Consider the following 14,754-nt stretch of genomic DNA (forward strand, 5'->3'; position numbering starts at 1 on the left):
TGCATTTAAAAGTGATATCAATGACACTGATGACTTTCTGCCAACCAGTTTTTGAACACGTCGCTGTGTAAGGTACGCAGTAGGTCAACTGCACCACTGCATCCCATTTTTTTTATCAGCGACTGCCGTACCTGGTAGACCGTTTTTATATGCAGGTTGAGATGCTCTCCTATTTCCGCTATGCGCTTTCCCTCTTTGATCAAATTGATTAACACTCTCTCACGATGGGTCAACACTACAGGTATTTTACGTTGTAGCTGATTTTCGTTAGGGTGGCTAATTGAAATGATGAATTCCTGCAACTCTTCAATACTCGAATCCATGGAAAACTGATAAAACGCGATGCCATCAAGAAAATGGAAAAACGCACCGTCAGTCAGAAGAATAATTTTACTGCTACCTCGATCGTAGTTATGCTTCAGGACGTCAAGATATTGGTTTTCTGATAAAAACACGTACCGTATTGCAGTATTCCCAAAGGCGATGTGTTCTAAAATGCTTTCCACTCCCCATCTGAGATAATTATCTGACAACCAGAGATCGGCATGCTCTGACTGTACATAGTCTTCGCTACGCATCTTTTATTTTCCATTCCAGGAAAACCAGGAAGATAAGGTCGGCAATAATCGGCTGACCCACCGTTGAGCATTTAACTATAGCTGTTAACTGATTTATTTCCCCATTAAATACTTCAAATATCGTCCATAGTATGTCCAACAACAATTTCCAATGTTTTTCGGATCACATCGGAATGTACGATGTCATCCGTGACTTCCAACGTTTGAACCAAAGATATAATGATATTTTTGTTATTAATATGCTCACCCTTTATAAGAATATTGCGTATTGCCGCGCCCAAAACCATTGCTTCTTCAGCAAGGGCGTCGCCGGCATGACGAAAATAATCTGAAAGGACGTGATCAGGTAAAGCACTATAAATATCAGGTTGTTGTGTGATTGCTGTGATCATCATTTTTCACCATCATTAAAAGTTAAGCGTTTAGTGAATTTTCCCTTTTCCCGGCTTCAGGGTTGTCCCTGAAAGTGAGCGAACGGTGTCCATTTGACCGCTATGTCTGGATGTGGGTGTTGACGTTGATTTATCAGCCATCACCGCTTCGATGTACGCAATGATTAGCGGAAAAACTTCCCGACGACGGGCATCCATTTCAGTTTCCTGCATAACGCGGAGTTGAGTGACCAAAGCCATTGAATTCACCGCCGCTTTACGTTTCAGCAGCGTCAACACTGCCTGGCCGATCAGTTCGTCTGTGAGTTGTTCAATGTCACTTCTGTTCATCATCATTCTCTCTTCTGCCGTTTTGCCCAGGACCTGGAACACAGCATTTTGTTGATTCACGACTTTAATGCGAGGGTTCAGCGCTCAAAAAGCAAACCAATCAGCGCGTTATAATGAACCTCCTCTTCTTCACAGGTCGCTTTTTCCAGACGACCAAGGAGTTTTGTACACAGGGATTTGCGATTCAGATTGCGCCCGTCCGTGAGAATTTCCACCACAATCTGCCCCAATGTTTCCTGCTGAGTCGGCAAATTGGCCTTACTGAAATAATGTGCAATGGCGTTAGCGGTATCTGAAATGTAACCATTTTGCTGCATGGGTCTCTCCTGTGCGAATCAGTAAAAGGTTAATACTGCGTTATTCGATGTTAGAAAAATTGTACACAAAACCTGTACAAATGCATGATTACATTTTTACCAAAAAGTGCTAATTATTTATTTTCAATTAGTTACAAATTATACATAGGTATTGTTCTGATAGTTATCTGTACACTACTTTCAGGCATCATTTTTAGTGATGCCATTGCTATCCTCTGTTTCCGCTGACACTCGCCACTTTAAAGTAAAACTTTTGTTAATTTAGTGTGTTATATCTCCTCCGTTCTGTTAGGGTTAAACATCATTCCTCAATGTCGGAAAATCATGCTCACTACCATTATCTACCGCAGTCATCTCTGTGATGACGTCCCGGTGAAGGCGCTCGAAAGTATGGTCGCCGCCGCTAACCTTACAAATGGGCATGCTGATGTGACAGGCATTTTGCTGTTTAACGGCACACATTTTTTTCAGCTGCTTGAAGGCCCTGATGAAAACGTAAAGGCTATTTATCAGGCAATTTGTGAAGACAAGCGCCACTATAATGTGGTCGAACTGCTGTGCGATCACGGTCCCTCCCGCCGCTTTGGGAAAGTGGGAATGGAGCTTTTTGATTTACGGGAACATGATCGGGAGGAGGTGTTACAGACCATTCTCGATAAGGGCACATCCCGATACCAACTTACCTACAACGACCGTGCGCTGCAGTTCTTCCGCACCTTCGTGGAATCCACTGAAAAAGAGAACTATTTTGAGATCCCTCCTGCTGGCACGTGGGATTTTATCGCGACCGAATCCGCTCGCACGATTCCCCTGACGTCAGTCAGCGAGGAGGCCAATTGCAGCTTTGCTTTTCAGCCCATCATCGATCCTCTTGCTCAGAAAATTGTCTCTCTGGAAGCGCTGCTGCGTACCCGTTCGGGTGATTCGCCGCAGCACTATTTTGACAATATTAAGGGCGACGATATTTATCTGGCCGACCTGGAAAGTAAGAAAGTCGCTTTTATACTGGCGGCCTCACTGGGTCTGCGCGATCAGGTTTTGTCCGTGAATCTGTTGCCCATGACGTTGGTGAAGGTGCCGGATGCAGCCAGCTATTTGCTCAATGCCATTGCTGACAGTGGTCTTGTTCCGGAACAGATCATCGTTGAGTTCACTGAACGCGAGGTTATCTCCGAGTTTGAAGCCTTTACGGAAACGGTGAGAACCCTGAAATCCTCTGGGATCAGTATCGCCCTCGATCACTTTGGTGCCGGTTTTGGCGGTCTGCGGCTGCTGGCGCAGTTCCAACCCGATCGCATCAAAATTAATCGCGACCTCATTTGCGATGTTCACAAAAGCGGCCCTCGACAGGCCATCATCCAGGCCATGATCAAGTGCTGTGCGTCTCTGGAAATTGCGATATCAGCCGTCGGCGTTGAAAAGCCCGAAGAGTGGATGTGGCTGGAATCAGCGGGTATTTCTCAGTTCCAGGGGCATCTTTTTGCAGCGCCTTGCTTCTGTGGAATTCCATCGGTTGCATGGCCGGAGAAAAAAACACCGCTGTAAACCTCTTATTTCACCTGCTGTATTCGTGGCGGCAGGTGAACCTCGCTACACCATTAGCAGGAATTCTGTACAAGTTTCCTATCCCATCAGTCTTATTTACCTGACGTTCATCATTTTTAGCTATGCTTAAGACGAGGCTGTTGTACAATAAATAATAAATTGTACAAACGCGACTGATTCGTTAGTTTGCATGGAACGTTTCGGTTCACGTATGAGGGACACTATGGGATTTTACAGCATAGGCGATGTCGCTGAACGTTGCGGTGTCAACCCCGTTACCCTGCGCGCCTGGCAACGGCGCTATGGATTGTTAAAGCCCCAGCGCAGCGAGGGCGGTCATCGTCAGTTCGATGAAGAAGATATCCAGCGCATTGAAGAGATCAAGCGATGGATTAAAAGCGGAGTGTCAGTAAGCAAGGTCAAAGTCTTGCTGGAACAAGGCACTGTGGAAACCGATGATGACTGGACCACACTGCAGGAAGAAATGATGGGCGTGCTGCGTTTTGCCCATCCGGCCAGGCTGCGGGCCAAAATCGGCGCTCTCGCCCGTGAACATACTTCAGGCGATCTTATCGATCACGTTTTCGTTCCCGTACGCCAACGCCTCAGCCTCGACCATAATACGGCCCGCATCATGTGCAGCCTGCTTGATGGCGTACTGATTGAATTTGTGACCGCCTGTATGTCCGAAGCCCGCAAAAAAGCCGGCAAAGATGCGTTGCTGATTGGCTGGGATACCGAAGACCGCGCACGTCTATGGCTGGAAGCCTGGCGTTTGTCTCAGCAAGGCTGGCACATTGCCGTACTGGCAGAGCCGCTGGATTCTCCACGTCCGGAGCTCTTTCCTGGACAACAGCTGTTTGTCTGGACCGGCATCGAACCGACCCGCCGCCAGCAGGAATTGCTTCAGCATTGGCACGAACAGGGTTATTCGCTGGTCTTTCACCATCCCTGATTCCATCGCCGCTCGTCTACGCCCTCGCTCTGAGTGGCGGCGTGATGTCGAGGTTTTGTCACCTTTGACACTTCGCGAACAGAAATCGCCCGTCACCAGAGTGCTGAATTACGTTTAGCATCAGGCGAATCCTGCCAGGTTTCAGAAGGACCGACAGGCTGCCAGTCCGGCGAAGAGATTACTTCAGCTCCAGCGCCCTTATCACATGGGCAATATCCGCGATATCGCCTGCTGACAACGGTTGCAGAGGTCGGGGCAGGCAATCCATGTCGGTAAGCCCAGGCACACCAGCAGCAGCGGCAATAACGCGAATACTTCCGCCATGTTTACGGAACAGCGACCACAACGGCTCAAGACGGGTTGTCAGGGCAGTAACGCGTTGATGAGCGTTTGCCGCCGCTGCTTCAGTGGTTTGTTTCGCCATCCCTGAATGGTATTACTGCTGTTGTTCTTCGATGAGAGCAACTTCAAACCACAGGCCGGGCATCATTTTTTCAAGGCCATCGGTCAGCATCTTCCCGGCTTCATGAAGCATCTCCAGCGGCATCTGTGGGAGACTCTCCAGAATGAACCACATTTGTTGAGCTTCCACGCCTAAGCGGGTTCTGATCCCCTGACGCCAGTTCCAGCGGCGACAGGTTACGCCGGTATCATCACACCAGATAACCTCGCCTTGTGGAGGATATTCAACGGACGTTTCACCCTCTTTGACGGTATCAAAAGGCTCTGTTCCTTTTGCCACAGTCAGACGCGGCGAACCCTGATAGGCAGCGATATTCTCTCCGCCAACCGGAACGGCGTAGCGGAGACTAACAGCATTATAAAGATCAACGATGGGATCGAGCGCTGGCATCGTTCCGTCACGTAATACGCGCTTACGTAACGCATCAGCTGAGCAAGGGGTGCGTTTAGGTTTAGCCCCAAACTTTGGAAAAACGTCGGCCCATGCGGCCAGATGAGATTCCGCCCATTCAGGCTCGCCGGCCAGAACCGCTTCACAGGCTTCGCGCAGCGCCGTTTCTCCCGTGTCGGGATTAAGCACTGGCGCCGCTTTTACGTAGATACTGAGTGCCCGAAAACCGGGGGCAATGCGATAAATTTCAGGGGCAATTGACGGAGAGACGGTTAACACGTGATAATCCTGTAATGACCAATTTATTCTATAATAATGACCGATGACCAAAAAAGTCAATTTAATGACCGATGCAGATTCTATCGTCAGTACCGTGAATGAGGCCGTATCTCAGCGAATTAAACTGTATCGTAAGCAAAAGAAAATATCCCTCGATGAACTCTCCCGTCGGGCAGGCGTCAGCAAGGGAGCGCTGGTTGAGATAGAGGGATGCCGGGCGAATCCCAGCATTGCCCTGTTATGCCGTCTGGCTGCCGCGATGGGCGTTTCGGTGGCTGATTTTGTGGATGTCAGTTCCAAACCGACCGTACATCTCATTGCTGAGGATGAGATCCCCGAATTGTGGGAAGGTGAAAAAGGCGGCAGAGCAAGGTTGCTCGCAGGATCGGGTGGCCCTGATATGACCGAGCTCTGGATGTGGGAAATGCAGCCGGGGGAAAAGTTCGCTTCACCCGGCCACACGGAAGGAACGCTTGAACTGTTTTATGTTCAGTCGGGCACGCTCACTCTGGGCGTACAGGATCACGTGTATCTGGTAAAAACTGGCTGTTCGGCAACAGCCAGAACGGACGTCCCTCATTTCTATGAAAATCAGGGGGAGAACCCGCTGGTATTTATCATGACAGTACATGAGAAAGCATCCTGAGCATTCCCCGGTATAGAGGACAGCCCTGTGTCTCATCACAAGTAGCCCAGAAGGAGAAGTTCGGTGAATAATCAGCATCTGCGTTTTACTAAAGACAAATTTATTGTCACAACCGATCCCACCTTTTTTCAGCTGGAAGCCATTCACGATTACCTCTCGCAATCGTCCTGGGCTCATGGCATTGATGCTGAAACGGTCAGGATATCAATCCAGAACAGCCTTTGTTTTGCGCTTTTGGATGGAACAAGAAGCATGCCTCCCCTGTCTCCATGAGGGCAAATATAAATTCTAATCCAGGCAGGAAGATGTCGACTGAACTATTGCATAAAGGCATAATTAAATGAAATATTATATGGGTACTTTCCGACTCCTGACGGGATGATAATTAACCACATCAATATGCGCGAGGCACTCTGAAAAGCCTGAATAACACTTACGCTGGAATTATGTTGCAAATCCGTAAAGCGCAAGTTTCCACTGTTAAATATCTATTATAACTCACTCCCAATGGTGTTATTATTTATACACCACCTGATAACTCATGCCATATAAGATAACTCTATAGAAATAGAGGCATATCCTTTAAATATCATGCAATTGAGTCATTCCACTTTCATCTTAATCTTTAAGTCGTTTTATTTAAGGGTATATAAGACTATTTAAAATGACAACAAGTGCCAGTCGATAAAATAATATTATCACCAGGTGACAGAGTAAGTGTTTTTTAACTGTATTTCAGCTCGCCTTAAATAAACACTCTGTTGCACTGTATTTCAGTACCCCCTTAATAAACACTACTGCATGGATATGCATAAGGAACTTTATATGAACATAACAACTACGATGAAAAAAACATTGCTGACAACGGCGATATTTACTGCATTGCTCAGCGCAAATGCCAGTGCAGCTGATGGCACGATTAACTTCACCGGCAATGTGACAGCAAGTGCATGTACCACAATTGTGGGCGCAGGTCCTTCAGGTGGTTCTATGGGCAACCCGGCTACGGTGACACTGCCGAACGTGACGACCACGACGCTTAATGCCGCTGTCGGTACCTATGCCGGTCACACCCCTTTCTCTATCTCCCTGACCGGCTGTGAATCCACCGCGGCCCTGCAGAACGTGCGCGCTATCTTCACCACAGCATCGCCGGCATCCGGGGATAACTATGTCATGGGTAACACCGCAGCAGGCGGGGCCCAGAACGTTGCTGTCGCTATCCTGAGCACTGGCGGAACGCCGGTTGACCTCAACAGCGGACCGAGTACTGATGCCGGGTTGCCTCTTCCGGCGACAACTGGCCCTGTGACACTGAACTACCAGGCGGCCTATAAGTCACTGACCACAGGTGTCACCGCAGGTGCGGTTGCCGGTACAGCAGATTACATCATCTCGTACTTCTGATATCCGACCGTTTGTTGTCAGCCCTGGCATTCCTGTCCAGGGTTGACAACGCGTTCTCTGAGAGTGAGCTGAGCTGTTTACTCTCATCGTTATTCACACAGGTGAACAGGGATTATATTTATGTCTTTATTACTGTCACTGTCAGGTTTATTCATTCCGGACAGGAAGAACGGAATAAAAATTATTATTGCAGGTTTTATTCTCTGCGGTCTGACAGGCGGTAAAGTCTCTGCTGACTCCAGTTTTGAAGAGTCCTATCTGCGCCGGGATAAAAATGGTGCCTCACCGGATGTCTTTATCTATAAAAATGCGGTGACGCCCGGGATAAAAAGCGTGGATATCAGGGTGAACGACCAGTCTGCCGGGAAGATGGACGTGGAATTTATCAGTAATGGCAGGGATGAAACAACGCCGTGTCTGAGTGCTGATATGCTGAAGACGATTGGGATAAAAACTGAGTTGTATGAGGAGAAAGCAAACGGACGTTGCTACGACCTGAAAAAAACGATCCCCGCTTCTGAATTATATTACCGGGACAGCAACCAGACCTTATTTATCACCGTCCCCCAGGAGGCGGTGGACAAACAGAATTTCACCATGATCCCCCCTGAGGAGTGGGATCATGGTGTGACCAGCCTGCGTACCAGTTACAACGGTTACTACTACTCTTCACGGATCAAAACAGATCAGCACTCCGGTGGCGGGAATGATTCCGACAGCGATACCTCCCGCAGCGCGTATGTGAATCTTAACACTGTCGGCTCTTTAGGCGCATGGCGTCTCTACAGTGTGGATTCGTTCTATAAAAGCGACCAGCGCGGCTGGGAATCAAACCACGATCGCAGCTATCTGTCCCGTGATATCGCGGGCCTGCGCAGCCAGTTGCAGGTGGGGGAGATTTATACCCGCACATCAGGGTATATGGCTGGAACCGTCCCGCTGAGCGGTGTCTCGCTGACGACCAGTGAGAAAATGTCGCTGGACAACCAGTTCCGCTTTGCGCCGGTGATCCGGGGGGTGGCGCGGACAAACGCCCGTCTGACCGTACGCCAGCGGGGCAATGTGATATACAGCACCACCCTGACACCGGGACCGTTTGCCATTGACGATCTGTACAGCGCCCAGGTGGGTGCCGATCTTGAAGCCACGGTGGAAGAGTCTGACGGGCAGCGACAGGTCTTCCGGGTGCCTTACACCTCACTGCCGGACATGATCCGTCCGGGGGCGATGCGTTACAGCGTGGCCGCCGGGAAATACCGTAGTCAGGGACGGGATGTAAAAGAGCCGGTGGTATTCTCCGGCGGGCTTGAGCGGGGTTTCGAATATTTCACGCTCGGGGGCGCATTGCTGGCGTCGGATCGCTATCAGACCCTGTCGGCCGGGGTGTCCTGGAATGCCGGGAATATCGGTGCTTTCTCCGCTGAGATTGCACATGCCCGCTACAACAATCCTGAAAACAAGGACAACACCCGCGACGGTTCGGCGGTACGGGTCCAGTATGCCCGCCATTTTGAAGCATCGGATACCTCGCTGCAGATCCTCGGCTACCAGTATCGTTCAGAAGATTTTCTTGAGTTCCAGGAATATCTGATGCGTGACAGCGGGTATGTCAGTCCTGACGATGACGACGCGTACGCTTACTCAACGCGACGCAAGCGTAACCGACTGGAGATGACCATCAACCAGAACGTGACTGATATCGGCAGCCTGTACATGACGGTCAGCCAGGACCGCTATTACGGCACCAGCAATAAAAGCACCTCCGTCACCGGTGGCATCGGGACAACCATCGGCAGCAGCACGGTTTCGCTCTCGCTGACAGACACCCGCGATGAAGATCGATCAGACCGGCAGCTCAGCCTGTCGGTGAGCATTCCGCTCAGTTCCGGAAGCGACAGCCGCCGGAGCTATGGTTCGCTGAACTATGGGCTGGTGCGTGACCAGAATAAACAGTTCAGCCAGTCGCTGGGCTATTCCGGCAGTGCGCTGGATAACACGCTGACGTATTCGGCGAACGTGCTCCGCGATGTACAGGGGAAATACAGCCAGTCCGGCACCCTCGGTTACAACGGCAGCATGGCGAATATCAGTGGTGGTCTGAGCCACAGCAACAACTATAACCAGATATCGGCAGGAATGAGCGGTGGTGTGACCTTGTATGGCGGCGGTGTGGTGCTGTCGCCGGTACTGGGCGACACGGTGGCGATAGTGGATACCACAGGAGCGTCGGGTATCGGGCTGTCCGGTTCGGGGGATGTCAGAACGGACATGTTTGGCCACGCCATGGTGACCTGGCTGACGCCGTACCGCTACAACGAGATCAATCTGGATGCCTCCGGGGTGGATAACGTCGAGCTGAAAGAGACCGGGCGCAAAGTGGTACCGAGTGAAGGCGCGGCAGTGCTGCTGAAATTTGCCTCGCGGGTCGGACGGCGCGCGATGGCGGAGCTTCACGGTCCCCGGAATATCCCGCTGGGTGCGATGGTTTACACCGAAGGTGACGGGGCATCACGTGAAGAGGCCGGGATTGTCGGCAACAAGGGGCTGACTTATCTGAGCGGTCTGGATGCACGTAATGAGGAGCATCTGCTGGTGGTCTGGGGAGACGGTCCGGACGCACAGTGCCGGTTCACCCTGCCGGCGGCCACGCCGGAACAACTGAAACCGGATAACTGGTACCAGAAAATTATCGTGAACTGCCGGTAACGGCAGTCACCGTCAACAAATATGAACGGGACAGAAACAATGAAATTCAGACAGATATGTGCAGGACTGTTAATGGCAGGTTTGCTTTCCTCTGCGGCCAGCGCGGCTGTCCGTCCACAACTGACGAGAGTGATTGCCTATGCCGATGACAAAGAGACATCGATTGGGGTGATTAATGACAGTGATACCACCTACATGCTTCAGTCATGGCTGGAGGATTTACAGGGGCGTGATGACGGTCTGCCGCTGGTGCTGACGCCGCCGGTGATGAAGATGGAGGGCAAGAGTGAGGGCAAACTCCGTCTGGTGGTGATGCGGGGCGAAATTCCGCGGGACCGGGAGTCGGTGTACTGGCTGTCGCTACAGGAAATTCCGCCGAAGGCGCAGGATGTTGCCAACCGTCTGGTGCTGGCGGTCAGAAGCCGGATTAAGGTGTTTGTGCGCCCGGCGGGGCTGACCTCTGCAGGGGCGAGAGCCTCGTCCGGCGCGCTGCGCTGGAGCCTGCAGCGCGAAGGAAATCAGACGTGGCTGGTGGCGACAAATCCTACCCCTTATTACATCAGCTTCGGACAACTGACAGTGGGCTGTGACAGTTGCCGGAAGGTGACGCCGGAGGAGAAGAACACCATGGTTCCGCCGCAGGGAAGCCAGCGCTACAGTCTGCCGGCACAGACGGGAGCATCCGTGAAGGTGACCTGGAGCGCGATGAATGACTGGGGTGGCGCCGGTGAAGCGCACAGCCAGGAGGTCAGGCCATGAGCAGGTTATGGCGGCTGACAGGGTGTGCGGTCATGGCGGTGATGGCGGGGTTGACCGTCATGCCAGCATCGGCGGCGACATGGTCATACAACTATACCTGGGCCACAGGAGACCATGCCGGGCAGCCAGCGGGCTCCTGCGCCTATACCCTGCCGGACATCCGCCCGCTGCAGGTACCGCGGACGCTGGTGGTGGACAGTGCCGCTCCGGTGGGAACGGTCCTGTATTCGTGGGACTTTAACAGTTTTTTACCGGGGTTCCGCGTCCAGTGTACAGGCAGCGGTATTGATAACAGTACTAACTCCACGAATGTGAATAACGGCAGTATTAGCGGGAATCTCATTGTTGCAGATTTCCTTATCACGGGCATGACCTTAAGTACAGGGTTCAGCGGCACGAATCCGGTGTATGCCACCACGCTGCCGGGGATCGGGATCCGTTTTTCCGTCAAAGCGGATACGGATTCAGCAGTGGATGGCGCAGGCACTAACTACAGTTATACAACCCTGTACAGAGTTGATGGTCAGGCAAGTGTCAGTCAGGCTCCTAGAGATGTCGTTTATGTGTGGGGAGGACCTATTGGCCCCGCAGCGTATCTTTATACAAGGATCTATGCAACTGGCCCCAGCTCTTATAGGCATTCAATTCAGACTATTGCACAGGGAATTTCCGTTAAGGCGGAACTGATAAAAACGGCAGATACTGTCCAGTATGGTAGCCTGGGAGTGGGTGGTACCCCTTCAATATATTGGAACACAACAGCAGTACTGCATCCGTCGCTGCCAACCGATTTACTGGCGGGCAATGCCATTACAGTAGTGTCGCCATCGTGCAGACTGCGCACCACCGATTACAACATCAGCATGGGTACCTGGGCGGCCGATACGGTGAACTATACCGGGACCCCGGCGACCGGAGCGGCTGTACCCGTCGGACTGGACCTGGAGTGTTCGGGTCAGGTGGCGGATGTTCAGTTCCGGTTTGAGGATACCGGCAGTGCACCTTCAACATTTGCCGAGAAAAACGTCACCCTGTATGACGGTGGGGGAAGCAAAGTCAACGGACTCGAAATCCAGATGAAGTACAACGGCAACCGGGTTAACGTTGATGGCGTCACCCAGACCAGTACAGGGAGCCATGGTCAGGTGCGTACTGACGCAGAATCTGTACCGCTTTATACCTCAACCAGTCAGGCCATGTTCACCGCGAATTATATCCAGAACGGGCCGATCACCGTCGGCGGGAATAACTATACCGGACCGGTTTCCGGGAAGGTCAATATCTGGGTAACGTACAACTAAAAGGGAACCACCTCTCTTACGGTGAGGGTATATCAACATCATGTCGTAGCAGGGGTAAATAAGCTTTAAAATCATTAAGAGGGGACGCGCTGTTGACGCTGGATTACTGAGTCAGGGCAGAAGCCACAGGTTGGCCTCTGCTATCCACATATCGCAGGGAGCAAGAAGTATGCAGATATTTTCACATAACAACTGGTTTATCAGCGGCCTTCAGTTATTGCTGAGTCAGTCAGGGATTGAAAATACAGATAATATTGTTGTTTTTGATTCTGGTGCTGAAATTATCTACCTTACCAGCAAGGAAGAGATAGCTCGTAACCGTGGCGCTGATTCATTAAGTCTGTTTACTGAGATTCGTGGGTATTTACTGACGAAGAGTATGTCTCCAGAAGAGTACTGTTATTATGTTTTTCGTATAACTGAAGGGCGACCTCTTCCTGACAGTACGAGATTATTATCTCTGAGAGAAAAAACAGTGATGCAATATTATCTGAATGGAGTGTGGCAAAAAGAGATCGCCCGTAAAATGCAAACCAGCGAGCGTTCTGTCTGTTGCAGCCAATCAAGGGCACTGCGAAAGATGAAGATCAAAAATATCTCACAATTTCTGTCGGTAATGTGTCACTGGCGTGAACTGGAAGATACATCAGTCTATTATTGAGAGACGTGCTGATTTCATCGTTTATTATTTTTGCAGATACCCATGAACATTAAATATTATTTCTGATGGTGGTATTAAAATAGCATGATCGTTTTTCTTGTGAGCAGAAACAACCTATGAAAATTATGATGCAATTCATTCAGGAAAGTCCGAAAATGAAGACAAATCAAAATTTCGCACCATCCAATGTGGTAGAGCAAAATAATGATGTCATGAGCCACAGACATTATTCATGCCCCTGCTGTGGATTAATGATGTCTGTTGAAGCCAGTGGTCATGCAATTTGCCCGCAATGTGAATGGATGGAAGATCCTGAGCAATCAGCCGATCATGATTTATCGGAAGGAAAAAATGCCATGAGCCTCAATGAGGCAAAGGCTGCATTTAACACTTAACGTCCACCTCTGGCACAGAACAGTCCTTAAATAGTAACGAGCATCCACCGCCAATAAACATAAAAAATGAGGAATGCCTAATGGGACCTGGCAGTGGAACTACCATCTGACCGCCCTACTCCCCGCAAACTACCGGGTTTTGAAAACTAGTTTTGATAAAATTTTGATAACGGTTAGCGGACTCACAAAAACAACGGGAGCGATACGCTCCCGTTAATAGATTTAACAATTATCGCTATTACATATTTGCGATGATCGCGTCACCAAACTCTGAACATTTCAGCAGTTTAGCGCCTTCCATCAGACGTTCGAAGTCATAGGTCACGGTCTTCGCGGCAATCGCGCCTTCCATGCCTTTAACAATCAGGTCTGCGGCTTCGAACCACTGCATGTGGCGCAGCATCATCTCAGCGGAGAGAATGATAGAACCCGGGTTCACTTTGTCCTGGCCGGCGTATTTCGGTGCCGTACCGTGCGTCGCTTCGAACAGCGCACATTCGTCACCGATGTTAGCGCCTGGGGCGATACCAATACCGCCTACCTGTGCTGCCAGGGCGTCAGAGATATAGTCACCGTTCAGGTTCATACAAGCGATCACATCGTATTCAGCCGGGCGCAGCAGGATCTGTTGCAGGAACGCATCGGCGATGACATCTTTAACCACGATCTCTTTGCCGGTGTTCGGGTTCTTGATTTTCATCCACGGGCCGCCATCGATCAGTTCAGCGCCGAATTCTTCACGCGCTAACTGGTAACCCCAGTCTTTGAACGCGCCTTCGGTGAACTTCATGATGTTGCCTTTGTGAACCAGCGTCAGAGAATCACGGTCATTGGTGATCGCGTATTCGATCGCCGCACGAACCAGACGTTTGGTGCCTTCTTCAGAGCACGGCTTGATACCGATACCGCAGTGTTCAGGGAAGCGAATTTTCTTCACGCCCATTTCTTCACGCAGGAATTTAATGACTTTTTCTGCATCTGCAGAGTCCGCTTTCCACTCGATACCAGCGTAGATGTCTTCTGAGTTTTCACGGAAGATAACCATATCGGTCAGTTCCGGATGTTTAACCGGGCTTGGAGTGCCCTGATAGTAACGAACAGGACGCAGGCAGACGTACAGGTCAAGTTCCTGACGCAGCGCAACGTTCAGAGAGCGAATACCACCACCGACTGGGGTGGTCAGCGGGCCTTTAATCGCCACGCGGTAGTCACGAATCAGATCCAGGGTTTCCGCTGGCAGCCAGACATCCTGGCCGTAGACCTGAGTGGATTTCTCACCGGTGTAAATTTCCATCCAGGAGATTTTACGCTCACCTTTATAGGCTTTCTCGACAGCGGCATCGACCACTTTCAACATGGCAGGGGTTACGTCAACACCGATACCATCGCCTTCGATAAACGGGATAATCGGATTCTCAGGAACGTTGAGTTTGCCGTTTTGCAGGGTGATCTTTTTACCTTCCGCCGGAACAACTACTTTGCTTTCCATTCACCTCTCCTTCGAGCGCTTCTGGTTTGCTCGTCTGTCATCGCGCTGCATGTGCCTTTGCGTCCTGCTGCACGACTGCGTTAGAGCAATTTTTTGTTAATGTTTTGTAATGAGCATGTCAATACTACCCTAATGTTCGCT

At 50.6% G+C, this 14,754-nt stretch carries 15 protein-coding genes and 2 pseudogenes; 10 read left to right on the plus strand and 7 right to left on the minus strand.

Translation table 11 applies throughout. The annotated features are described in order from the left end of the window. Window positions 1-17 precede the first annotated feature (17 nt). From I6L53_RS12575 to ycgZ, 4 genes are all read right to left on the minus strand, one after another. The gene (locus I6L53_RS12575) at window positions 18-578 is read right to left on the minus strand and encodes a helix-turn-helix transcriptional regulator (RefSeq protein ID WP_042319534.1); all 561 of its coding nucleotides are present in this window, start codon (window positions 576-578) and stop codon (window positions 18-20) included. Between the two features lie 113 nt (window positions 579-691). After that, on the minus strand, window positions 692-958 hold the full coding sequence (locus I6L53_RS12580; RefSeq protein ID WP_042320069.1) for a biofilm development regulator YmgB/AriR family protein: 267 nt from the start codon (window positions 956-958) through the stop codon (window positions 692-694). Window positions 959-1,000: 42 nt separating this feature from the next. Further along, window positions 1,001-1,306, minus strand: coding sequence for a hypothetical protein (locus tag I6L53_RS12585; protein ID WP_052425383.1), 306 nt, complete (start codon window positions 1,304-1,306; stop codon window positions 1,001-1,003). Between the two features lie 71 nt (window positions 1,307-1,377). Continuing rightward, the gene (gene ycgZ, locus I6L53_RS12590) at window positions 1,378-1,617 is read right to left on the minus strand and encodes a regulatory protein YcgZ (RefSeq protein WP_042319536.1); all 240 of its coding nucleotides are present in this window, start codon (window positions 1,615-1,617) and stop codon (window positions 1,378-1,380) included. 324 nt (window positions 1,618-1,941) lie between these two features. On the opposite strand from ycgZ, the gene I6L53_RS12595 reads away from it, so the two are divergent. After that, on the plus strand, window positions 1,942-3,162 hold the full coding sequence (locus I6L53_RS12595; protein ID WP_042319539.1) for a diguanylate phosphodiesterase: 1,221 nt from the start codon (window positions 1,942-1,944) through the stop codon (window positions 3,160-3,162). 223 nt (window positions 3,163-3,385) lie between these two features. Then, on the plus strand, window positions 3,386-4,117 hold the full coding sequence (locus I6L53_RS12600) for a MerR family transcriptional regulator (protein WP_042319541.1): 732 nt from the start codon (window positions 3,386-3,388) through the stop codon (window positions 4,115-4,117). Between the two features lie 178 nt (window positions 4,118-4,295). On the opposite strand, the pseudogene I6L53_RS12605 reads toward I6L53_RS12600, so the two are convergent. Next, window positions 4,296-4,538 (minus strand): annotated as a pseudogene (locus I6L53_RS12605) (dihydrodipicolinate synthase family protein); the annotation flags it as partial. 15 nt (window positions 4,539-4,553) lie between these two features. Beyond that, a complete protein-coding gene (locus I6L53_RS12610) occupies window positions 4,554-5,249 on the minus strand; it encodes a B3/B4 domain-containing protein (protein ID WP_042319545.1) in 696 nt (231 codons plus the stop codon). 43 nt (window positions 5,250-5,292) lie between these two features. On the opposite strand from I6L53_RS12610, the gene I6L53_RS12615 reads away from it, so the two are divergent. The 8 genes and pseudogenes from I6L53_RS12615 (at window position 5,293) to I6L53_RS12650 (ending at window position 13,124) form a co-directional block, all read left to right on the plus strand. Continuing rightward, entirely contained in the window at window positions 5,293-5,895 is a 603-nt protein-coding gene (locus I6L53_RS12615; protein WP_042319548.1) for a helix-turn-helix domain-containing protein, read from the plus strand. A 63-nt stretch (window positions 5,896-5,958) separates the two neighbouring features. Further along, window positions 5,959-6,150: pseudogene (locus I6L53_RS12620) on the plus strand (GNAT family N-acetyltransferase); the annotation flags it as partial. 570 nt (window positions 6,151-6,720) lie between these two features. After that, entirely contained in the window at window positions 6,721-7,302 is a 582-nt protein-coding gene (locus I6L53_RS12625; RefSeq protein ID WP_167382390.1) for a fimbrial protein, read from the plus strand. A 120-nt stretch (window positions 7,303-7,422) separates the two neighbouring features. Beyond that, a complete protein-coding gene (locus tag I6L53_RS12630; RefSeq protein WP_052425384.1) occupies window positions 7,423-10,008 on the plus strand; it encodes a fimbria/pilus outer membrane usher protein in 2,586 nt (861 codons plus the stop codon). Window positions 10,009-10,080: 72 nt separating this feature from the next. Beyond that, window positions 10,081-10,767, plus strand: coding sequence for a fimbrial biogenesis chaperone (locus I6L53_RS12635; protein WP_232231074.1), 687 nt, complete (start codon window positions 10,081-10,083; stop codon window positions 10,765-10,767). Continuing rightward, window positions 10,764-12,068 carry a hypothetical protein gene (locus tag I6L53_RS12640; RefSeq protein WP_042319554.1) on the plus strand — a complete coding sequence of 435 codons (1,305 nt, stop codon included), beginning with the start codon at window positions 10,764-10,766 and terminating at the stop codon, window positions 12,066-12,068. Before I6L53_RS12635 ends, I6L53_RS12640 begins: the two co-directional genes overlap by 4 nt. A gap of 169 nt (window positions 12,069-12,237) precedes the next feature. Continuing rightward, a complete protein-coding gene (locus I6L53_RS12645; protein WP_042319557.1) occupies window positions 12,238-12,729 on the plus strand; it encodes a LuxR C-terminal-related transcriptional regulator in 492 nt (163 codons plus the stop codon). Between the two features lie 116 nt (window positions 12,730-12,845). Beyond that, the gene (locus I6L53_RS12650) at window positions 12,846-13,124 is read left to right on the plus strand and encodes a CPCC family cysteine-rich protein (RefSeq protein ID WP_232231075.1); all 279 of its coding nucleotides are present in this window, start codon (window positions 12,846-12,848) and stop codon (window positions 13,122-13,124) included. Window positions 13,125-13,362: 238 nt separating this feature from the next. Here the strand turns inward: I6L53_RS12650 and icd are convergent, their stop codons facing one another. Next, window positions 13,363-14,613 (minus strand): NADP-dependent isocitrate dehydrogenase, encoded by a 1,251-nt coding sequence (gene icd / locus I6L53_RS12655; protein ID WP_042319560.1) that lies wholly within the window; start codon window positions 14,611-14,613, stop codon window positions 13,363-13,365. Between the last annotated feature and the right edge of the window lie 141 nt (window positions 14,614-14,754).

It is taken from the genome of Citrobacter farmeri (assembly GCF_019048065.1).
GTDB classification, from domain to species: domain Bacteria; phylum Pseudomonadota; class Gammaproteobacteria; order Enterobacterales; family Enterobacteriaceae; genus Citrobacter_A; species Citrobacter_A farmeri.

What these genes read in the sequence shown, in the direction of transcription:
- I6L53_RS12575 (WP_042319534.1), bottom strand. Translation starts at nt 578, where the DNA reads ATGCGTAGCGAAGACTATGTACAGTCAGAGCATGCCGATCTCTGGTTG.
- I6L53_RS12595 (WP_042319539.1), top strand. Translation starts at nt 1,942, where the DNA reads ATGCTCACTACCATTATCTACCGCAGTCATCTCTGTGATGACGTCCCG.
- I6L53_RS12585 (WP_052425383.1), bottom strand. Translation starts at nt 1,306, where the DNA reads ATGATGATGAACAGAAGTGACATTGAACAACTCACAGACGAACTGATC.
- I6L53_RS12650 (WP_232231075.1), top strand. Translation starts at nt 12,846, where the DNA reads ATGAAAATTATGATGCAATTCATTCAGGAAAGTCCGAAAATGAAGACA.
- I6L53_RS12600 (WP_042319541.1), top strand. Translation starts at nt 3,386, where the DNA reads ATGGGATTTTACAGCATAGGCGATGTCGCTGAACGTTGCGGTGTCAAC.
- I6L53_RS12640 (WP_042319554.1), top strand. Translation starts at nt 10,764, where the DNA reads ATGAGCAGGTTATGGCGGCTGACAGGGTGTGCGGTCATGGCGGTGATG.
- I6L53_RS12615 (WP_042319548.1), top strand. Translation starts at nt 5,293, where the DNA reads ATGACCAAAAAAGTCAATTTAATGACCGATGCAGATTCTATCGTCAGT.
- I6L53_RS12645 (WP_042319557.1), top strand. Translation starts at nt 12,238, where the DNA reads ATGCAGATATTTTCACATAACAACTGGTTTATCAGCGGCCTTCAGTTA.
- icd (WP_042319560.1), bottom strand. Translation starts at nt 14,613, where the DNA reads ATGGAAAGCAAAGTAGTTGTTCCGGCGGAAGGTAAAAAGATCACCCTG.
- ycgZ (WP_042319536.1), bottom strand. Translation starts at nt 1,617, where the DNA reads ATGCAGCAAAATGGTTACATTTCAGATACCGCTAACGCCATTGCACAT.
- I6L53_RS12635 (WP_232231074.1), top strand. Translation starts at nt 10,081, where the DNA reads ATGGCAGGTTTGCTTTCCTCTGCGGCCAGCGCGGCTGTCCGTCCACAA.
- I6L53_RS12625 (WP_167382390.1), top strand. Translation starts at nt 6,721, where the DNA reads ATGAACATAACAACTACGATGAAAAAAACATTGCTGACAACGGCGATA.
- I6L53_RS12630 (WP_052425384.1), top strand. Translation starts at nt 7,423, where the DNA reads ATGTCTTTATTACTGTCACTGTCAGGTTTATTCATTCCGGACAGGAAG.